This is a genomic window from Streptomyces sp. NPDC006208 (genome assembly GCF_040613775.1).
Taxonomy (GTDB): Bacteria; Actinomycetota; Actinomycetes; order Streptomycetales; family Streptomycetaceae; genus Streptomyces.
In genome coordinates this window covers 17,395-35,021 of record NZ_JBEXSW010000068.1, presented here as the reverse complement: position 1 = coordinate 35,021, position 17,627 = coordinate 17,395, and the positions used below count along the sequence as shown (strand labels likewise).

General features: G+C 68.8%; 17 protein-coding genes and 2 pseudogenes. 14 read left to right on the top strand and 5 right to left on the bottom strand.

Going from position 1 to position 17,627, the window contains the following annotated elements; all coding sequences use genetic code 11:
* Nucleotides 1–195: 195 nt before the first annotated feature.
* Nucleotides 196–432 carry an Hsp20/alpha crystallin family protein gene (locus tag ABZ208_RS35925; RefSeq protein ID WP_356913650.1) on the bottom strand — a complete coding sequence of 79 codons (237 nt, stop codon included), beginning with the start codon at nt 430–432 and terminating at the stop codon, nt 196–198.
* 1,274 nt (nt 433–1,706) lie between these two features.
* Here ABZ208_RS35925 and acsA point away from each other — a divergent pair.
* Genes acsA through ABZ208_RS35895 form a run of 6 tightly spaced genes read left to right on the top strand, consistent with a single transcriptional unit; the run spans nt 1,707 to nt 7,410 of the window.
* Nucleotides 1,707–3,497 carry an acetate--CoA ligase gene (acsA, locus tag ABZ208_RS35920; RefSeq protein WP_356913649.1) on the top strand — a complete coding sequence of 597 codons (1,791 nt, stop codon included), beginning with the start codon at nt 1,707–1,709 and terminating at the stop codon, nt 3,495–3,497.
* Nucleotides 3,494–4,576: a pyruvate dehydrogenase (acetyl-transferring) E1 component subunit alpha gene (pdhA, locus tag ABZ208_RS35915; RefSeq protein WP_356913648.1), complete on the top strand. Its 1,083-nt coding sequence runs from the start codon at nt 3,494–3,496 to the stop codon at nt 4,574–4,576. The genes acsA and pdhA overlap by 4 nt, the downstream gene beginning before the upstream one ends.
* A gap of 2 nt (nt 4,577–4,578) precedes the next feature.
* A complete protein-coding gene (locus tag ABZ208_RS35910) occupies nt 4,579–5,577 on the top strand; it encodes an alpha-ketoacid dehydrogenase subunit beta (RefSeq protein WP_356913651.1) in 999 nt (332 codons plus the stop codon).
* 2 nt (nt 5,578–5,579) lie between these two features.
* Entirely contained in the window at nt 5,580–6,962 is a 1,383-nt protein-coding gene (locus ABZ208_RS35905) for a 2-oxo acid dehydrogenase subunit E2 (protein ID WP_356913647.1), read from the top strand.
* Entirely contained in the window at nt 6,959–7,219 is a 261-nt protein-coding gene (locus ABZ208_RS35900; protein ID WP_356913646.1) for an acyl carrier protein, read from the top strand. Before ABZ208_RS35905 ends, ABZ208_RS35900 begins: the two co-directional genes overlap by 4 nt.
* Nucleotides 7,216–7,410, top strand: coding sequence for a hypothetical protein (locus ABZ208_RS35895; protein ID WP_356913645.1), 195 nt, complete (start codon nt 7,216–7,218; stop codon nt 7,408–7,410). Before ABZ208_RS35900 ends, ABZ208_RS35895 begins: the two co-directional genes overlap by 4 nt.
* A gap of 397 nt (nt 7,411–7,807) precedes the next feature.
* Here the strand turns inward: ABZ208_RS35895 and ABZ208_RS35890 are convergent.
* A pseudogene (locus ABZ208_RS35890) lies at nt 7,808–8,386 on the bottom strand (PP2C family protein-serine/threonine phosphatase); the annotation flags it as partial.
* Between the two features lie 122 nt (nt 8,387–8,508).
* On the bottom strand, nt 8,509–8,640 hold the full coding sequence (locus ABZ208_RS35885; protein ID WP_356913644.1) for a hypothetical protein: 132 nt from the start codon (nt 8,638–8,640) through the stop codon (nt 8,509–8,511).
* A gap of 341 nt (nt 8,641–8,981) precedes the next feature.
* Between ABZ208_RS35885 and ABZ208_RS35880 the strand changes: the two genes are divergently transcribed.
* The 7 genes and pseudogenes from ABZ208_RS35880 (at nt 8,982) to ABZ208_RS35850 (ending at nt 14,609) form a co-directional block, all read left to right on the top strand.
* The gene (locus ABZ208_RS35880) at nt 8,982–9,245 is read left to right on the top strand and encodes a hypothetical protein (protein ID WP_356913643.1); all 264 of its coding nucleotides are present in this window, start codon (nt 8,982–8,984) and stop codon (nt 9,243–9,245) included.
* A complete protein-coding gene (locus ABZ208_RS35875; RefSeq protein WP_356913642.1) occupies nt 9,223–9,627 on the top strand; it encodes an OsmC family protein in 405 nt (134 codons plus the stop codon). The genes ABZ208_RS35880 and ABZ208_RS35875 overlap by 23 nt, the downstream gene beginning before the upstream one ends.
* A 197-nt stretch (nt 9,628–9,824) precedes the next feature.
* Nucleotides 9,825–10,469, top strand: a complete 645-nt coding sequence (locus ABZ208_RS35870; RefSeq protein WP_356913641.1) for a CBS domain-containing protein — start codon at nt 9,825–9,827, stop codon at nt 10,467–10,469.
* A complete protein-coding gene (locus ABZ208_RS35865) occupies nt 10,462–11,829 on the top strand; it encodes a nicotinate phosphoribosyltransferase (protein ID WP_356913640.1) in 1,368 nt (455 codons plus the stop codon). The genes ABZ208_RS35870 and ABZ208_RS35865 overlap by 8 nt, the downstream gene beginning before the upstream one ends.
* A gap of 383 nt (nt 11,830–12,212) precedes the next feature.
* A pseudogene (locus ABZ208_RS35860) lies at nt 12,213–12,868 on the top strand (CBS domain-containing protein).
* A 70-nt stretch (nt 12,869–12,938) separates the two neighbouring features.
* Nucleotides 12,939–13,613 (top strand): DUF4389 domain-containing protein, encoded by a 675-nt coding sequence (locus ABZ208_RS35855; RefSeq protein WP_356913639.1) that lies wholly within the window; start codon nt 12,939–12,941, stop codon nt 13,611–13,613.
* Nucleotides 13,614–13,889: 276 nt separating this feature from the next.
* On the top strand, nt 13,890–14,609 hold the full coding sequence (locus ABZ208_RS35850; protein WP_356913638.1) for a universal stress protein: 720 nt from the start codon (nt 13,890–13,892) through the stop codon (nt 14,607–14,609).
* Nucleotides 14,610–15,176: 567 nt separating this feature from the next.
* On the opposite strand, the gene ABZ208_RS35845 is transcribed toward ABZ208_RS35850, so the two are convergent.
* A complete protein-coding gene (locus tag ABZ208_RS35845) occupies nt 15,177–15,587 on the bottom strand; it encodes a hypothetical protein (RefSeq protein ID WP_356913637.1) in 411 nt (136 codons plus the stop codon).
* Nucleotides 15,588–16,141: 554 nt separating this feature from the next.
* Here ABZ208_RS35845 and ABZ208_RS35840 point away from each other — a divergent pair.
* Complete coding sequence (locus tag ABZ208_RS35840; protein ID WP_356913636.1) at nt 16,142–17,170, top strand: alcohol dehydrogenase catalytic domain-containing protein; 1,029 nt, start codon at nt 16,142–16,144, stop codon at nt 17,168–17,170.
* A gap of 135 nt (nt 17,171–17,305) precedes the next feature.
* On the opposite strand, the gene ABZ208_RS35835 is transcribed toward ABZ208_RS35840, so the two are convergent.
* Nucleotides 17,306–17,554 (bottom strand): pyridoxamine 5'-phosphate oxidase family protein, encoded by a 249-nt coding sequence (locus ABZ208_RS35835; RefSeq protein ID WP_356913635.1) that lies wholly within the window; start codon nt 17,552–17,554, stop codon nt 17,306–17,308.
* Between the last annotated feature and the right edge of the window lie 73 nt (nt 17,555–17,627).

The following is a 17,627-nucleotide window of genomic DNA, read 5'->3' as shown; positions in this document are numbered from 1 at the left end:
CGAACAGACGACTCCCGCAGTTCCCCCACCGGCACGTGAGACATCGCAGGACCCGCCTCGAAGCAAGAGCCGAAGGCTGGACCGGAGACCTTCGCCGAGCGCAGACGGGAACGCCAGCCCGCCGCAGCCCGCACAGACCTTGGCGACTTCCCGGCCCTGACTCAGCAGGTGATCTCGATGCGGTGTGGGTCTGGCCTACTCGGCTTTCGGGACGCGCACGGCGAGGACTCCGTTGATCAGCTCCCCGCTGATGTACTCGGTGCCGGAATTCGCCGGCAGACTCGTGCAGTAGTCGAACTGCCCGATGTATCGGATGTGTCGCCGGACAACGCGGTTGCTTTCCCTTTCTGCTGTCTCGCCGTGGATATCCAGCTCGGAGTCGGTAGCCTCCACGGTGTGGTCCTTGCCCACACCGGGAAGCTCCAGCTCCACCAGGTACGCATCCTCGGTGTCCGCGAAATTTGGCCAGCGGCGCCCACGCCTCGGCCGCGCCGAATTCACCGCCACCAGGGAAGGCTGCTACAGAAGCCGTTACATCCGAGTACGCAGATCCTCGGGCACCCTCCCTACTTCCGGTGCGCAGCGCGCCTGCCCTTGGCGGGGACGGAGCTGCTACCCCCCGGGGCGGGTTCCCCCAGCCCATGCCGGGCACCCGCGACATCTGGTCACTACGCCATCCGTGGTCGCATGGGCCCCCGCCCACGAGGCGAGTGGTCCGCCGGGTCGAGGGTGTGCCCCGCCCCCCGATGTCACGATCGGCGGCCTCCAGCAGCTGTTGACCGTGGTCGAGAGATCAAAGCGACCCTGGCCGACGGGATACTCACCGTGACCGTTCCCAAGGCCGAAGCGCCGAGCCACGGCGCATCGAGATCACTGAGACCTGACAGGCAGGGGCAGCACGCCCATGCGAAGGGCGGACAGGCTTGGTCGCCCATCCGCCCGCTTCCCTTGCGGATCCTCGAGCAAGCCGACCTCTGGTAGTCGAAGGAGGTTCCCACCCATGACGGGTATCTACGCCCTGGTCAGCCCCCGACGGCAGCTTGGAGTTCCGTGACGGCGTTCCGGACCAGATGTGCAGGGACGCCGATCCACAGAACGGTGTCCTCTCCGCGTTTCCCAACCACCGCGCCTCGTGGGGTGGACAAGGTCTTCATGGCCACGTCGGTAACGCGTCCGCTCTGAGCCGCGATGCATACCCGCCCAACCGGGTCGCTTCCCCTGTCGTGGCAGCCCTGGGCGGTCACGAGCAGTACGTCTTCGGCAACCTGACCATTTGTGGCAGCTGCAATTCTCCGGACAACGGAAGCACAAAGATCTGCGGCCTCATCGAGGCACAACAACACCTCATCACCGGCGTCAACGCCGCCGCATAGCGCAGGAGAAGCACCCTGTAGCGAGACGAGTACTCGGCACCTCTCCCCGCCATGCATCACCCAGGCAAAAGGGGCTCCGTGGGCCGTCGGCAGGGTCAGGGATATCAAGGACCTATTTGACGGCTGCTGTCGCCGGGGCCCGAGGAGGCTGGTGATCTCGGCGATCGCCTCGGGCCCGCGCGAGCCGGCGGCCTCAGCTCCATGAATCACGGCAGCATTCTGCGGCCGCCTCATTCGTGACCGGTCCCGAGTCCCGATCAGGGCCAGTCGCAGTGCGGCCCGGGCCAGGCTCGGCGACTCTGGAGGCAGAGGCATGCATCGGGAGGAGCGCCCATGCACAGGGAGACGATCCGTAAGGACACCGCACCGGGTGTCACACCGAATCTCGCCGACTACGACCAGGCTCGTTCCGATTTCACCTGGTCGCACGCACGTCATGCGCTGGCCGGGCTGCCCGGCGGCGGGCTGAACATCGCACACGAGGCGGTCGACCGGCACGCCCGTTCCCCATCACGGGACAAGGTCGCGCTGCGGTGCATCGCCCGCGACAACTCCGTCTCGACTGTCACCTACGCCGAATTGGCCCGCCATACGGCCCGTTTCGCCAACGTCTTGCGGTCGCTCGGCGTCGGTCCTGGGGACCGGGTGTTCACCCTGCTCGGCCGCTGTCCCGAGCTCTACACGGCGGTGCTGGGCACGCTGAAGAACACCAGCGTGCTGTGCCCGCTCTTCTCTGCATTCGGCCCTGACCCAGTGGAGCAGCGGCTGCGTCTCGGCGACGCCCGGGTCCTGGTCACCACCGCGGCCCTGTACCGGCGCAAGGTAGCCGAGCGCCGGGCGTCGCTTCCCGGGCTTGAGCACGTTCTCATCGTGGGGCAGGGTGCCGAGGAGCTGCCCGGCGCGGTCTCCTTCGACGAATTGATGTCCGCTGCCTCCGACAGCTTCACCATCCCGCTGACCTCGCCGGAGGACATGGCTCTGCTGCACTTCACGAGTGGCACGACCGGCACCCCCAAGGGTGCGGTCCATGTCCACGAGGCGGTGGTCGCCCACTACGCCACAGCCGCCTACGCACTCGATCTGCACCCCGAGGACGTGTACTGGTGCACCGCCGACCCCGGATGGGTCACCGGCACGTCGTACGGCATCATCGCCCCGCTCGTCCACGGCGTGACCGTCGTCGTCGACGCGGGCGACTACGATGCCCGGCGCTGGTACCGGATCCTCGGTGAACAGCGGGTCAGCGTCTGGTACACGGCACCCACAGCCCTGCGGATGCTCATGCGCGCCACACCCCGCCAAGGCCCGTACGACCTGCCGCGCTCGTACGACCTGTCGGCCCTTCGGTTCATCGCCTCCGTCGGCGAGCCGCTCAACCCCGAGGCCGTGGTGTGGGGCCAGGAGGTGCTGGGCCTGCCGGTTCACGACAACTGGTGGCAGACCGAGACCGGTTGCATCATGATCGCGAACTTCGCGGCATGCGACATCCGGCCCGGCTCGATGGGGCGGCCGCTGCCGGGCGTCGAGGCGGCCGTGCTCAGGCGCGGGGAAGACGGCCGGGCGCTGATCACCGACGGCAGGGTCTCAGAAGTGGAGAACCCGGATGTAGAAGGCGAGTTGGCGCTGCGGCCGGGCTGGCCGTCCATGTTCCGCAGCTATCTGCACGACAAGGAACGTTACGACGCCGCGTTCGCCGGCGGCTGGTACCTGACCGGCGACTTGGCCAGGCGGGATGCGGACGGTTGGTACTGGTTCGTGGGGCGCGCCGACGACGTCATCAAGTCGGCAGGCCACCTGATCGGCCCGTTCGAGGTGGAGAGCGCGCTCATGGAACACCCGGCGGTCGCCGAAGCCGGAGTCATCGGACGGCCGGACCCCGTAGCCGGAAACATCGTCAAAGCCTTCGTGTCGCTGCGCCCCGGTATCGAGCCGGCCCCGGACCTGGAACGCGAGCTGCTGGCCTTCGCCCGCCGCAGGCTGGGCCCCGCCGTCGCACCCCGAGAAATCGCCTTCGACCAGAACCTGCCCAAGACCCGCAGCGGCAAGGTCATGCGCCGACTGCTGCGCGCCCGTGAACTCGGCCTGCCCACCGGCGACCTGTCCACCCTGGAGGGATCCGCATGAGCCCCGCACGCGGCACCCGCACCCGAAAGACCCCGGCGACCCCGCAGCCTGCGAAGAAGGCCCCGACGAGCAGGCACAGCACGGCGTCAGAGCTTCCTGCCGACCGGCCTGCCATCGAGCACAAGGTGAACCTGCTGGGGGCCATGATGCGCATCCGGCGCTTCGAGGAACGATGCGTCGAGCTGTACAGCGCCGCCAAGATCCGCGGCTTCGTCCACCTCTACATCGGCGAGGAGGCCGTCGCCGTCGGCGTCAACGAGGCACTGACCCCCCAGGACGCGGTCGTCTCCACTTACCGCGAGCACGGCCACGCGCTCGCCCGCGGTATCCCCGCCGAGGCCGTCATGGCCGAGATGTACGGCAGGACGACCGGCTGCAGCGGAGGCCGGGGCGGATCGATGCATCTGTTCGACGCGAGCCGCCGCTTCTACGGCGGCAACGCGATCGTCGCCGGCGGTCTCCCCCTGGCCGCCGGCCTCGCCCTCACCGACCGCATGCGCGCACAGCCCCGCGTCACCTGCTGCTTCTTCGGCGACGGGGCCTTCGCCGAGGGCGAGTTCCACGAGACGGCGAACCTCGCAGCCCTGTGGGATCTGCCGCTGCTGCTCGTCTGCGAGAACAACCTCTACGCCATGGGCACAGCCATCGAGCGGCACGAGGCACAGACCGACCTGGCCATGCGCGCCGCCTCCTACGGCATGGTCGCCTGGGCCGTGGACGGCATGGACGTCGAAGCCGTCGAGCAGGCCGCCCGCCGGGCCGCCGAAGCCATCCGGGCAGGAGCCGGACCTCACTTCCTCGAGCTGCGCACCTACCGCTTCCGCGCCCACTCCATGTACGACCCGGACCGCTACCGGGACAAGGAGGAGGTCGAGCAATGGAAGAACCGGGACCCGATCACCCGCCTCGTGGACCGCATGCGCAAGAACGGTGAGCTGGGCGACAAGGAGCTCGCCGGGATCGAGCACCGGGTCACCGACGAGATCGACCACGCCGTCGAAGCCGCCGAACAGGCGCCCGAGGAGCCGATCGAAAACCTGCTCCGCCATGTCACCAGTGCTCCGGTGGAGGTGACTTGACCATGGGCACCGGCGGGCAACTGCAGGAGCGGAAGACCACCTACCGGGAAGCGATGCGGGAGGCTCTTCGGGAGGCTCTGCGCTCCGATGACCGCGTCTTTCTCATGGGCGAGGACGTGGGCCGGTACGGCGGATGCTTCGGCGTCAGCCTCGGCCTGCTGGAGGAGTTCGGGCCGGAACGGGTCCGCGACACCCCGCTGTCGGAGTCCGCTTTCGTGGGCGCCGGCATCGGCGCGGCCTTGACCGGGATGCGGCCCATCGTCGAGATCATGACCGTCAACTTCAGCCTGCTCGCCCTCGACCAGATCCTCAACAACGCCGCCACGCTGCTGCACATGTCGGGCGGCCAGCTGCCCGTGCCGCTGGTGATCCGCATGACGACGGGCGCAGGACGACAGCTCGCCGCACAGCACTCGCACAGCCTGGAGGGCTGGTACGCGCACATCCCCGGCATCCGCGTCCTCGCACCGGCCACCATCGAGGACGCGCGCTACATGCTGGCCCCGGCACTGGCCGACCCCGACCCCGTACTGATCTTCGAACACGGAAGCCTCTACAACGCCTCCGGTGAACTCGCCCCGTCCACCGCTCCGGTGGACCTGGACCACGCCGCGATCCGCAGGCCCGGCAGCGACATTTCCCTGATCACGTACGGGGGGTCGCTGCCCAAGGCACTCGCGGCGGCGGACGAGCTGTCCACCGAAGGCATCAGCGCAGAGGTGATCGACCTGCGCACGCTCCGGCCGCTCGACGACGCCGCCATCACCTCCTCCGTGGCCCGTACCCACCGCGTAGTGGTCATCGACGAGGCATGGCGCACCGGAAGCCTCGCCGCGGAGGTGTCCGCCCGCATCGCCGAGCGATCGCTCTACGAACTGGACGCCCCCGTGCAGCGGGTGTGCAGCGCGGAAGTCCCCATTCCATATGCCCGGCGGCTCGAGGAGGCGGCCCTGCCGCAGACCGCCGACATCGTCGCGGCAGCACACCGGGCGGTGGACTGACCATGGCCGAGTTCACCATGCCCTCCCTGGGCGCCGACATGGACGAGGGCACGCTCCAGGAATGGCTGGTACAGCCCGGTGACCAGGTCCACAAAGGCGATGCCGTCGCGGTCGTCGAAACCGCGAAATCAACGATCGAGGTGGAGTGCTTCGAGACCGGGATGATGGGGAAGCTGCTCGTCGAACCAGGCACGACTGTGCCGGTCGGCACGGCGCTCGCGCTGATCGAGCCGGCTGCAGAAGCACCCGAGAAACGCGAGAAACGTCGGAAGCCCGATAAGGCCGAGAAGAAGCGACCGGTCCGGTCGGCGCCGACCCGCGTGACGCCCCCCACCCGGCTCGAACCCGCCAGGGTGCCTGCGCCGTCCGCTGCCCACGAACGCGGGCACACCGAAACGGGCCCCTTGCTTCGGCACTTCGCGGAGCGCAGCGGCATCGACCTGGATACCCTCCACGGATCCGGGCGCGGAGGGCGTGTCACCCGAACCGACGTCGAGCGGGCGGCGGCCGCCGCGACGGCTGCTCAGCCATTGCGCGTACGAGCCACCCCCCTGGCCCGGCGGCTCGCCGCCGAACTGGACGTCGACCTGGCCGCGGTGACAGGGACCGGCAAGGACTCCGCCGTCCGTGCCGCGGATGTGCGCAGGGCAGCCCCGGGCCCGGCGACCGCGGCCCCTCCCTCGCGCGACGTCGCCGCCCCTGCGCACCCTTCCGAAGACCGGGCGACGGCCATGCGTCAGGCGATTGCAGGCCTGATGACCCGCGCCAACCGCGACATCCCGCACTACTACCTGTCCACGACCGTCGACATGGCCGCCGCCATGGACTGGCTGCACGAGCACAACCGGCGCAGCCCGGTCACCGAGCGACTGCTTCCCGCAGCCCTGCTGCTCAAGGCCGCGGCCCGCGCAGCTCGCGAGGTCCCCGAGCTCAACGGCTTCTGGACCGACGACCACTTCACGGCCGGCGACGGCGTACACCTCGGCGTGGCGGTGTCCCTGCGCGGCGGCGGGCTTGTCGCCCCCGCCCTGCACGACGCCGACAGGCTCGAACTCCTCCAGCTGATGACCGCCTTGAAGGACTTGGTCGCCCGCGCCCGCACGGGTCGGCTGCGCGGATCGGAAGTATCCGACTCCACGATCACGGTCACCAATCTCGGCGATCAGGGCGTGGAATCGGTCTTCGGCGTGATCTACCCGCCACAAGTGTCCCTGGTCGGCTTCGGGCGGGTGGTCGACCGGCCGTGCGCTGTCGACGGCCTGCTGGGTGTACGGCCCGTGGTCACGGCCACCCTGTCGGCGGACCACCGAGCGACGGACGGCGCCGTCGGGGCACGCTATCTGAGGGCGGTAGACCTCCTCCTGCAGAACCCGGAGCAGCTGTGAACCGAACCGAAGCACTGGACGTGGTCAAGGAGTCGATCGCCCGCGTCATCCCCGACGCCGACTTCGCCGCCTTGGGACCGGACGACACGTTCCGCGACGCCCTCGAAATGGACTCGCTGGACTTCCTGAGCTTCGTCGAGATCCTCAGCGAACGTACCGGCATACGCATCGACGACGAGGACACGGTGCACCTCACCACACTGTCCGGCAGTGCCGACTTCCTCGTCGAGCGTACAAAGGATGGAGACCTGAGATGACTGAGAACGTTGTCCCGAACGAGCACGAAAGGCTGCGCATCCTGGAGTCGCAGGTGCAGGTCCTCGCACAGGCCATCAGAGCACTGGCCGAAGGGCTGGAGGACATCCCCTCAGAGGACACTGAGATGGAGAAGCGGGCAGCCCGAGGCGCGCGGCTGGCGCACGAACTCCTCCTCTCCCAAGGGCTTTAAGGGGGGTGAGCACCCATCCGATACAGACGTATCATTTCGCTCGGGGAGCGGGCAGGACATCTGTAATGGACGGCCGACACCCCGGTGGAACCCCGCTACCGCGATCCCACACTCACACGGTGTTTTCGGCAGGGTGAACGAGAGCCACACGGACAAATTGATCACGAGCCACTCCGCTCCGTCCGTGGAGCCGATGGACTCCGTCACAGGTTCGCGGTCGGCAACGAGAATGGGAGCCGCCCCGATCAATTCCGGCCGCTCAGCCAAGAAGCCGTGAGTGGTGGCGGTGATGCGGGCTGGCTGCTCGTTGGATGGTCGGTGACCGGTCCCCCGGGCCGCGTCCCCGACGGGCGTTGCTCGGTGGATGGTGTTCCTTCTGCGTCTGCCCGGGCCTTTGCGGGGTGCGTAGGGCAAGGATGGCCATGTCGTCGCGGCCGTCGCTGGGGTGACGGTCGGCCCATGCTTGCACGAAGTCGTGCAGGGGCATGGCGGCGTGTGCGGCAGCAATGGCTGCGAGGCGTTCCAGCCTCTCTTCAACCGGATGCTCACGGTGTTCGACGAGCCCGTCGGTGAAGAAGATCACCGTGGCTCCGGCGAGCAGGGGGTGAGTGTGATCGTGGCGCGAGAGAGCGATGTCGACGCCGAGGGGCAAGTCGGGGTCGGCATGAAGGTAGCAAGTCCGGCGGTCTGGAGCCATCAGGAGTGGTGGGGGGTGGCCTGCGGTGCTCCAGCCCAGCGTCCAACCGGCCGGTTGGACGGGTTCGATGCGTGCAAGGCATGCGGTGGTGACGGGGCTGTCGGTGATGGCCTGGAGGGTGCGGTCGAGCTGGCTGAGGACGACGCTGGGCGGGGTATGTCTGTCGTAGAGGAGGGCGCGCAGCATGTTGCGGGTCTGGGCCATGGCGGCTGCGGCCTGGAGATCGTGGCCGACGACGTCGCCGATGACCGCAGCGCAGGCTTGGTCGGGGACCAGCAGGGTGTGCGGTCTGGATCAGACTGCCTTTGCACGTGGGCTGGTCGGCGATCGCCGCACAGCGCCTCGGGTCGGTGAAGCTTGTCCCACTGCTGAACAAGGCGTTGACGGCTTCTTGTCCAGGTTCAGGTACCGAACTCGCCCAGGCGAGCTCGTTGCCCCAGGGCAGCGGTCGTACAGCGGATGGTCTCCTCGCCAGGGGCGTTCTTCTGCGGCACCGTGCCCTTCAGCACGATCTGCGGTCGCCGTTTACGCACGTAGTCGCGGATGGTCGAGTACGCCGCTGGCTGAAGTCCGCCATCTGCTCCAGCACAAATTTCCGTGGCGGCGGCTTCTCCCGCACAAGGGATCTGGCGACGCCAGTGCCTGTGCCATGGGGTTCGGCACCCGGTACCGCAGGGCCAAGGCCGGGCCGAGACCATGGGATCCGCGCGGCAATCGCGACGAATCCATCCATACACCCACCCACGCGAGCGGTACATCTCGGCCTCCTGGCACGACCGTGATCAAACAAGATCACAGCGTGGCACGACCAACCAGCTGACCCAGCCATTACTCCGAAAGCGGCACGCCCCACCTGACAGAGCCATCCAGATTCGTGCCCGAGGGGCTGCCCGCCGAGATGGGCCGCGTGGTGCTGGACACCGTGTGCGAGCCCTATCACGTGGGCGAGGTCTGGGCGCCCTTGACCCCCGAGGAGGCGAGACGCATCACCGGGCTTCTGCTGTTCCAGGCCGAGGCCGTCGCGCCACCGGAGCCGCGCCCGCCGGGACATGCCGAGGCCGTTCCCATCTCCGGCGACCCCTACGAAATCACGGTACGAGGGCACGTACTGACGGTTGATCAGCCCGACGGACTGTGACCACGACACCGCCCCCACGCCGGTGGAACTGTTCGTGGCAGCGGTGACGTCGCGCACTGCGCACTACGCCGGGCGTTTTCTCGACCGGCACGGCATCCCCCGGAAGGGACCGCGCGTCACCGCGGACTGCACGATGGCTTCCGAGCGCCCGGCGCGGGTCGGTTCGCTGACCATCTCCGTGGACGTCCTGGAACTGCCCCCGTCCCGCGCCGGGGCGTTCCAGGCGGTGATCTCACATTGCACCGTCAAGAACAGGCTCGAAGTCCCTCCCGAGATCACCATCACGCTGGGCAACAACTCGGCTACCCGGAGCCCGGGCAGCGAGAGCATGGATCGCTTGCCTGACGACGGCCGGCGTCACCCTGTAACAGGGTTCAGGTGATCGATCAGCAGCCCTCGCGGCTCGGGGCGCGTGAGGGCCGCAGAGCCGGGTCGGGCCGAAGGCCCGCTGCCCCTTTGCCAGTGATCCGTTCGGTCCGTCGACGGGCCCCCTCGGCCCTTTGCGACAGCGTCCCGACCGTCCCACGCTGGTGAACGGAAGCAGCATGTTCCTGGACGCCCGGAAGGGACTGGCGAGCGATGAGGCATCGCAGTGTGGCCGACCTGATGACGCCCCAGGTTGTGGCCGTCCGACGCGGTACAGCATTCAAGGGGAACGCTCGACTGCTCGACGAGCTCGGCATCACCGCCGTTCCGGTGGTCGACGACGACGAGCGGCCCGCGGGTGTGGTCTCGGAAGCGGATCTGCTGCGCAGACAGACGACCAAGGAGAGCGCCGGCACCGCCGAATGGCTGATCGCGGGCCCCGCTGTGGTGGCACAGCCCGGATGGAGCGTGATCAGGGCAGCCAGGGTGATGGAGAAGAACGGGATCAAGCGGCTGCCCGTGGCGGACGACGGAGGCCGCCTCGCCGGTGTGATCAGCCGCAGTGATCTGCTGCAGCTGTTTCCGCGGCGCGACCGAGCGATCCAGGAGGAGATCCTCGAGGACGTCCTCACCCGCACGCTTCGGTCGTCGCCGAGTGCCCTGACGGCGGATGTCAGCGACGGACGGGTGACACTCAGCGGCGCCGTGGAGCGCAGGAGTCTTGCCCTGACCACCGTACGGTTGTGCGAAAGCGTCGACGGCGTCGTGGAGGTGGTCGACGGGCTCACCTATGCGTGGGACGACACCGTGCACACGTCGGCCGATCCGGTCGCAGAGGGCGGCGGTCACCATGTCTGACGTCACCACCACCGATCTGTACGAGGTGACGATGGCCATGTCGTACGTCCGGGAAGGGATGCGCGCGCCTGCCACCTTCAGCCTCTTCGTCCGGGAGCTGCCCCCTGACCGGGGATTCCTGGTCGCGGCCGGGCTCGAGCCTGCTCTCGATTACCTGTCCGGTTTCCGTGTCGGTCCCGAGGACGTGCGGGAGTTCGCCAAGGCTCTCCACCGACCCGTCCGGGACGTGGAGCCGTTGCTGGGATTGGAGTTCGACGGCGAGGTCAGAGCGGTCCCCGAGGGCCGGCTCGTGTTCGCCGGAGAGCCGCTGCTGGAGGTCACGGCGCCGCTGCCGCAGGCCCAGCTCGTCGAGACGTACCTGCTCACCCAGCTGTGCCATCAGACGGTGGTCGCATCGAAGGCGGCCCGCTGCGTGCTCGCGGCGGCCGGGCGGTCAGTGATCGACTTCTCGCTGCGCCGCACCCACGGACCACAGGCGGGCTTTCAGGCAGCCCGGCTCGGTGCCCTGGTCGGCTTCGCGGGCACCAGCAACGTCGCGGCGGCCGCCCGCCTCGGGATCCCCGCTTCCGGCACGATGGCGCATTCGTACATCGAGGCGTTTCCCGACGAGGAGACGGCCTTCCGCGCTTTTGCCCGTGCCCATCCCGGACCGGTCACCTTCCTGGTGGACACGTACGACACCGCCGCCGGAGTCGCGAACGCGGCCCGGGTGCTGAACGATCTGCGGCGCGGAGCCGGATGCGCAATCCGTCTCGACAGCGGCGATCTCGGGGCGCTGGCCCGCAGGGCACGAGCCACGCTCGACGCAGCGGGGCTCCAGGACGTCCGGATCATCGCCAGCGGCGGACTCGACGAGTACGCCGTCGACACGCTCGTACGCGCCGGGGCGCCCATCGACGTGTACGCCGTCGGCACCCGCGTCGGCGTGGCCGCCGACGCCCCGTACCTGGACTCGGCGTACAAGCTCGTCGAATACGACGGGCGACCGGTCATGAAGCTCTCCTCGGCGAAGGCCACGGCCCCCGCGCCCAAACAGGTGTTCCGTCAACCGGGTCGGGCGGACGTGATCGGCCTGTGGAACGAAGACCTGCCGGACGGCGCGGTGCCCCTGCTCGGCACAGTGATGCGGGGTGGCCGCAGGACCGGGCCGCCCGACACTCTGGCAGACGCCCGTGCCCGTATGGACGCCGACCTGGCCTGCCTCCCGGCGGCCGCGCGGCGTATCCACGATCCCGAGCCGCCCCAGCCGGTCGTGTCCCGGCGGCTGGCGGCCCTGACGGCCGACGTCCGCCACCGCATCGAGGCGGCCGCCCTGGGCAGCTCGGCAGGACACGGCGGCGCGCGCCCGGTGTCCCGGTGAGTGCCCCGGCCCTGTCGGCCCGGCACAAGACCCGTTCGGCCCTCGAACGCGCGCCGCCGACCGATGGATCGTGGTCTCGGACCGCACTGACAGGAGTGAGGAGGCGGGGGCCGGACCCCGAGGTTCGCCACCGCGTCGTCAGAGATCCTTATGGACACTGGGGATCGCGCCCGACGCGATCGACGTCCGTGTCGTCGACGACGTCGTCACCTTGGAGGGGTCCCTGGAACAGCGCAGCGAGATCCCCGTCCTGGTGTGGCTGCCCGAGCGCCGAGAGTGCGTGGCGAGGAGTGCATCCGGTGGGCACCAAGTCGACGATCGAGGCTGCTGGGCGCGCCGACTACCCGGTCTCCAGGACGGCACAGGAATGAAAGGAGCCACACATGCGACATCGGACAGTCGGGGGGCTCATGACCCGCGACGTCATCCGCGTACGGCGGGACACCCCGTTCAAGGAGCTCATGCAGATGCTCTCGGACCATAGGATCACCGCGGTGCCGGTGGTGGATTCCGAGGACCAGCCCTCTCGGCGTCGTCTGCGAAGGGGACTTGCTCCGCAAGACCTCCGAGCAGGCCGTGTCCACCGAGCTGTTGCCTGTTCCCGACGCGGAGGCCTGGCAGCGGGCGAAGGACGAGGGAACGAAGGCGGAGGAGCTGATGTCGGCGCCCGCCGTGTGCGCCAGGCCGGAGTGGACCGTCGTTGAGACGGCACGGCTCATGGAGGTGCAGAACGTCAAGCGGCTGCCGATGGCGAGGAGGGCCGACTTCTCGGAATCGTCAGCCGCCGCGACCTGCTGGGCATCTTCCCTGCGCGGCGACGAGGCCATCCCGGCAGGAGATCGTGTCCGACGTGCTTGTAAGGCCCCTACAGCAGGACCCGTCCGCCATCACCGTCGAGGTGAACGACGGGCAGGTAGTGCTGCACGGCTCCGTGCAGTACAAGGGCCTGGTCCCCGCGATCGCGCGGATGTCCAGCACCGCGGACGGCGTGCTCTCCGTGTCGGAGCGGCTCTCGTTCGACGTCGACGACACCACCTGAGCCAAGGGCCTGCACCCGGACTGCGCCGTCGCCCGACGACGTTGAGACCGGTCATGAGGAGCTGGCTGCCATGACGACGACCCCGGCGTCATACCGACCGGTCAGAGTGGACGCGGTGCTCGACTCGCCGCTGTCGCGCTGGCTGTGGCTGGTGAAGTGGATCCTGGTGATCCCGCACTACATCGTGCTGCTCTTCCTGTGGATCGCCTTCGTCCTGGTCAGCATTGTCGCGTTCTTCGCGATCCTGTTCACCCAGCGCTATCCGAGGCCTCTGTTCGACTTCAACGTCGGAGTGCTGCGTTGGTCGTGGCGGGTCTCGTATTACGCGTACGGCGCGCTTGCCACCGACCGCTATCCGCCGTTCAGCCTCGGCGCGGAGCCGGCCTATCCGGCACGGCTGGACATCGCCTACCCGGAGCGGCTCTCGCGGGGTCTCGTCCTGGTGAAGTGGTGGCTGCTCGCCATCCCGCACTACGTCGTGATCGGCTTCTTCAAGGGCGGCTGTCGCGCCGGGTGGTGCAGCCTGGGACTGATCGCCGTGTTCGCCGTGATCGCTGCCGTTGTCCTCGCCTTCACGGAGAAGTACCCACGCGACCTGTTCGACCTGATCATGGGACTGAACCGGTGGGTGCTGCGGGTCGCCGCGTACGCAAGCCTGATGACGGACGAGTACCCGCCCTTCCGGCTGGACATGGGCGGGATCGATCCGGCCGGCCGGTCGCGAGGGAGCGTCGGGTCGTCGTGACCGCTGCGTGCGGTGACTCGCGTCGCCGTACCGGCCGACGCTCCGAACAGGACCAGGGCCGTTCGGTCCGCGCGGGGGACCCTCGGCCCCTGCTGTCAGGGCCCGGGCGGTGAGGCTGGAAGCGTGGCCGCACACGCGGCCCGAAGGAGGTTCGCACCATGACTCGCCACGTCACGTCGGCCTCGACGGGTCCCCCGAGAGCCACGCCGCTGCCAAGTGGGCTGCCAGGGAGGCGCTGTTGCGCACACTGCCCCTGCGCCTCGTATACGCCGACGAGTGGCCGATCTCGGTGACCATTCCGGTGACCGGGATGCCGCTGACGAGCTGCGACGCAGCCACCCTGCCCTTGAGATCGCCACCCAGCGGCTGTCCGGGCGGCCCGCCGCCGTCCTGTCGGTCGAGGCCGGTGAAGCAGATCTGCTCGTACTCGGCTCCCGCGGGCTCAGCGGCGTGATGGGCTTCCTCATCGGTTCGGTGGGCATGGCCACGATAAGTGCCACCGAGCAGCCGGTCGTCCTCGTACGCGCGCCGAAGCAGGCAAACGAGCCGCAGCCCGCCCACACAGGCCCGTACCGCGACGTGGTCGTCGGCGTGGACACCCACCAGGTTTCCGACAGGGTTCTGGCCTTCGCCTTCGACGAAGCCGCGCTGCGTGGCTGCCGTCTGCGGGCCGTGCACGGATGGTCACTCGCGCCCGCCCTCAGCTACGCCCCCACGATCGACCCCGGAGTCCAGGGGGAGGTGGGGCGGGACGTATCCCGTGCCCTCAGCGAGACGCTGGCGCCGTGGCGGCGGAAGTTCCCGTCGGTCGAGGTCGTCGAGAGTGCTCTCGTCGGGGCTCCTGCGGAGCAGTTGGTGAATGCCGCGGCCGACGCGGATCTGGTCGTCGTCGGCCGGCGTAGCCGCCGGGCTCCTGTCGGTGGGCACATCGGTCCCGTCGCCCATGGGGTGATGCACCACTGCGTGACACCGGTCGCCGTCATCGCCCACGACTGACCGCCCCACGTATCGAGCGGGAGTCGGGTTGGACCGCGGTCGTACCGGAACGGCGGCAGCTGGGCCTGGCCGGCCTTCATGCCCCTGCTGTGGATCGTGCTGATCGGCCTCGTCGTCTGGGCAGTCGTGCGCCTCACGCACCACCCGTCCGGCAACGAAGACGGCCACGAGCGCAGAGCGGCTTGGCGAGAGGCTCCCGAGGAGATCCTCGACCGCCGCCTTCGCCTCGGGCGAGATCGACGCAGACACCTGCAACCAGGCGCGCCAGCAGTTGGCCGCCCACCAGCCGGGACTCCGATGACCGGCCGCTGGCAAGCTCGTCTGCTTCTGCTGGTCCTGCTGGTCGTGGTTCGCCTGGGTAGCGAGCACCAACCACCCGACCTCGTTTTCCTGTTCATCGACCACGGCCAGTGTTCGCCTGCGGAGGTCTCTGCGTTGCGGCGAAGAGCGGTGAGTCGTTACGGTGGACCAGCAGCCTCGGAGCGCTGGGGCCCGCTGATGTTCGTCCACATCGTGTACGCCGGCGAGGCCGGGTAGGAGGCCTCGGTCGGCGGGGCCAAGTCCCGCCTATTCGAATCGCAGGGTGACGATCCGGGCGCGGAACACACGCCAGCGCCGCTCGTTCTCGTGCACGAGCATCGCCGACTGGGCCAGCAGATCCGCCGCCCGGTCGAGCAGCTCGGAAGCGGAATAAAGGTAGGCGGGGGCTTTCCGCTCACCGCCCAGGTCGGCCCGGAGCGCCGCCGGTGAGAAGTCGACCCTGGCAAGCAGGTCGAGGGCGCGGTGCAGCAGCCGAGCGATCAGCGCCTGCAGGCCCGCCGACTGCCAGTCGTCGGCGATGATCCGATGCCGCTCCCCCAGCAGGTCGGCGAGCGCCGGCCATTCGGCCAGGCTCCCCCGCGATCTCCCATGCCTGCTCCATCGCCCGCGCCAGCCAGGCGGCGGTCTGCTGGCAGTCGTCGGCGAGCAGACCGACATCCCGTTTCAATCTGAGGAGTTCGGCGGGCTCGCCCTCGCCTTCCATGAAGAGGATTCCCGCCTCCGCGACGAGCCCAGGGGCGTTGAGGTCCTCCGTACCGGCGAACGCGATTGCCGACGTCTTTCCGTCGGCATCGACCGTGCACCACCGATCGGCGAGTGACTTCAGCGCCCGGGATCGTGCCTGAAGCTCACCCGCCTGCTGCAAGGGGTGCGTCGAGTAGTACTCCTCGTGCTCTCGATGGAACCGCGCGAGGTTGTCGATCACCTGCAGCAGTGACGCGGGCGGAGTGGACTGCGCCTCGTCCTCGGACATGGCATCAGTGTCCCTCAGGTGTCACGCGTACGGGCGTCCCGCCGCCGGCTCAGGTCCCATACGACGTCGACGGCACCGGGCACGGCCCGTGTCATCCAGGAGAATGGCCAGCTCAGGAAGGCACACGTGAGCTGAGTGAAGGGTGCTGCCGTCCCTCCGGAGGGTTGGTCGGCCGCTGTTGCCCGGAAGTCCTTCGAGGGCGACGGTGGAGGGAGGAGGAAGGGAGTAGGGAGTAACAATGCGAGCGCTCGTCTATCACGGCGCCAACCAGGCCTCCTGGGACACTGCCCCGGATCCCGTGATCGAGGAACCGACCGACGCGATCCTGCGCGTCGACGCCACCACCATCTGCGGCAGCGACCTGCACATCCTGCGCGGGGAGCTCCCCGAGGTGAGGGCAGGGACGATCCTCGGCCACGAAGCTGTCGGCGAGGTGCTGGAAGTGGGTCGCGAGGTTCACTCCATCCACCCTGGGGATGGAGTGATCGTGTCGTCCGTTTCGGCCTGCGGCAAGTGCCCTTTCTGCGGGGACGGCATGTACGGGCAGTGCCGCAACGGTGGCGGATGGATCCTCGGGAATCTGATCAACGGGACGCAAGCGGAGCTCGTGCGTGTGCCCTTCGCCGACCATTCCACTCACCGGCGACCGGACGCCCTTTCACGGGGTGACGCGGTCCTCCTCGCCGAAGTCCTTCCCACCGCCTACGAGGTCGGGGTGTGCAATGGACACGTGGGCCCGGGCGACACTGTCGCCGTGGTGGGCGCAGGCCCCGTGGGTCTGGCCGCGGTCATCACCGCGAGGATCTACTCGCCCCGCCGGATCATCGCGGTGGACCTCTCTCCCGCGCGGCTGGAAGCCGCCCGCCACCTGGGCGCCGACGCCGCCGAACTGCCCGGGCGGCTGATAGCTGATCTGGCCGAAGGAGCCGGAGCCGACGTGGCCATTGAAGCCGCAGGCGACCCTGACGGCTTCGTCCTGTGCACGCGGGTCGTGCGCCCGGGCGGACACATTGCCAACATCGGCATGCACGGCAAACCAGCCACATTGCACCTCGAGGCACTGTGGCGCAAAAACGTGACGATCAGCACCGGCCAGGTCAATACTTCCTCCACACCCTGGCTGCTCGACCTGGTGACATCCGGGCGCCTGCAAGTCTCCCGGCTCGTCACGCACACCTTCGGCCTCCACCAGATGGAGGATGCCTACGACGTCTTCTCCCAGGGCACCGACACCGGCGCCCTCAAGGTCCTGTTGCACCGCAAATGAAGCCCTTGGGCCGAATCGAATCAGGGTCCGCGACAAGCGGGCAGCCCTCGGCTCGATGGCGTTGGGAGCCTGCCGCCGCCTGTCCCACGGGGGCGCCGGAAACTTCCCTGGCCACGTCAATGCTTTGTCGCCCTGTCACCGCGTCGGCAGCCCGAGGGCGTCACAGGGCTTCCCCCGCGCGTTGACCACCCGGCGGCCGGTGATCCGTGTCGGCGCGATCGCCAGCCATAGTGCGCGCTGCCCGCCGGCCCACGGGAGGGTACGAGCCCCGGCTTCCAGCCGCCGGACGGCGTCATCTTCGGTGGCGGCCCTGGCTTGCCCGACGACAAGGACACTCCAGCCCTGGCTGAACACGTCGTCGATGTAATCGACCTCGAAGGCCACTTCTGACAGGCATGACGGCGAGCCCGGAGGCCGGCCCTCGGTGCATGCACCTTGCCGATGTTCCGGGAGCGGC

Bases quoted from the DNA above. Each gene is read 5' to 3' on its own strand.
- acsA (WP_356913649.1), top strand. From the start codon at position 1,707: ATGCACAGGGAGACGATCCGTAAGGACACCGCACCGGGTGTCACACCG.
- ABZ208_RS35905 (WP_356913647.1), top strand. From the start codon at position 5,580: ATGGCCGAGTTCACCATGCCCTCCCTGGGCGCCGACATGGACGAGGGC.
- ABZ208_RS35910 (WP_356913651.1), top strand. From the start codon at position 4,579: ATGGGCACCGGCGGGCAACTGCAGGAGCGGAAGACCACCTACCGGGAA.
- pdhA (WP_356913648.1), top strand. From the start codon at position 3,494: ATGAGCCCCGCACGCGGCACCCGCACCCGAAAGACCCCGGCGACCCCG.
- ABZ208_RS35895 (WP_356913645.1), top strand. From the start codon at position 7,216: ATGACTGAGAACGTTGTCCCGAACGAGCACGAAAGGCTGCGCATCCTG.
- ABZ208_RS35845 (WP_356913637.1), bottom strand. From the start codon at position 15,587: ATGTCGGTCTGCTCGCCGACGACTGCCAGCAGACCGCCGCCTGGCTGG.
- ABZ208_RS35865 (WP_356913640.1), top strand. From the start codon at position 10,462: ATGTCTGACGTCACCACCACCGATCTGTACGAGGTGACGATGGCCATG.
- ABZ208_RS35840 (WP_356913636.1), top strand. From the start codon at position 16,142: ATGCGAGCGCTCGTCTATCACGGCGCCAACCAGGCCTCCTGGGACACT.
- ABZ208_RS35870 (WP_356913641.1), top strand. From the start codon at position 9,825: ATGAGGCATCGCAGTGTGGCCGACCTGATGACGCCCCAGGTTGTGGCC.
- ABZ208_RS35855 (WP_356913639.1), top strand. From the start codon at position 12,939: ATGACGACGACCCCGGCGTCATACCGACCGGTCAGAGTGGACGCGGTG.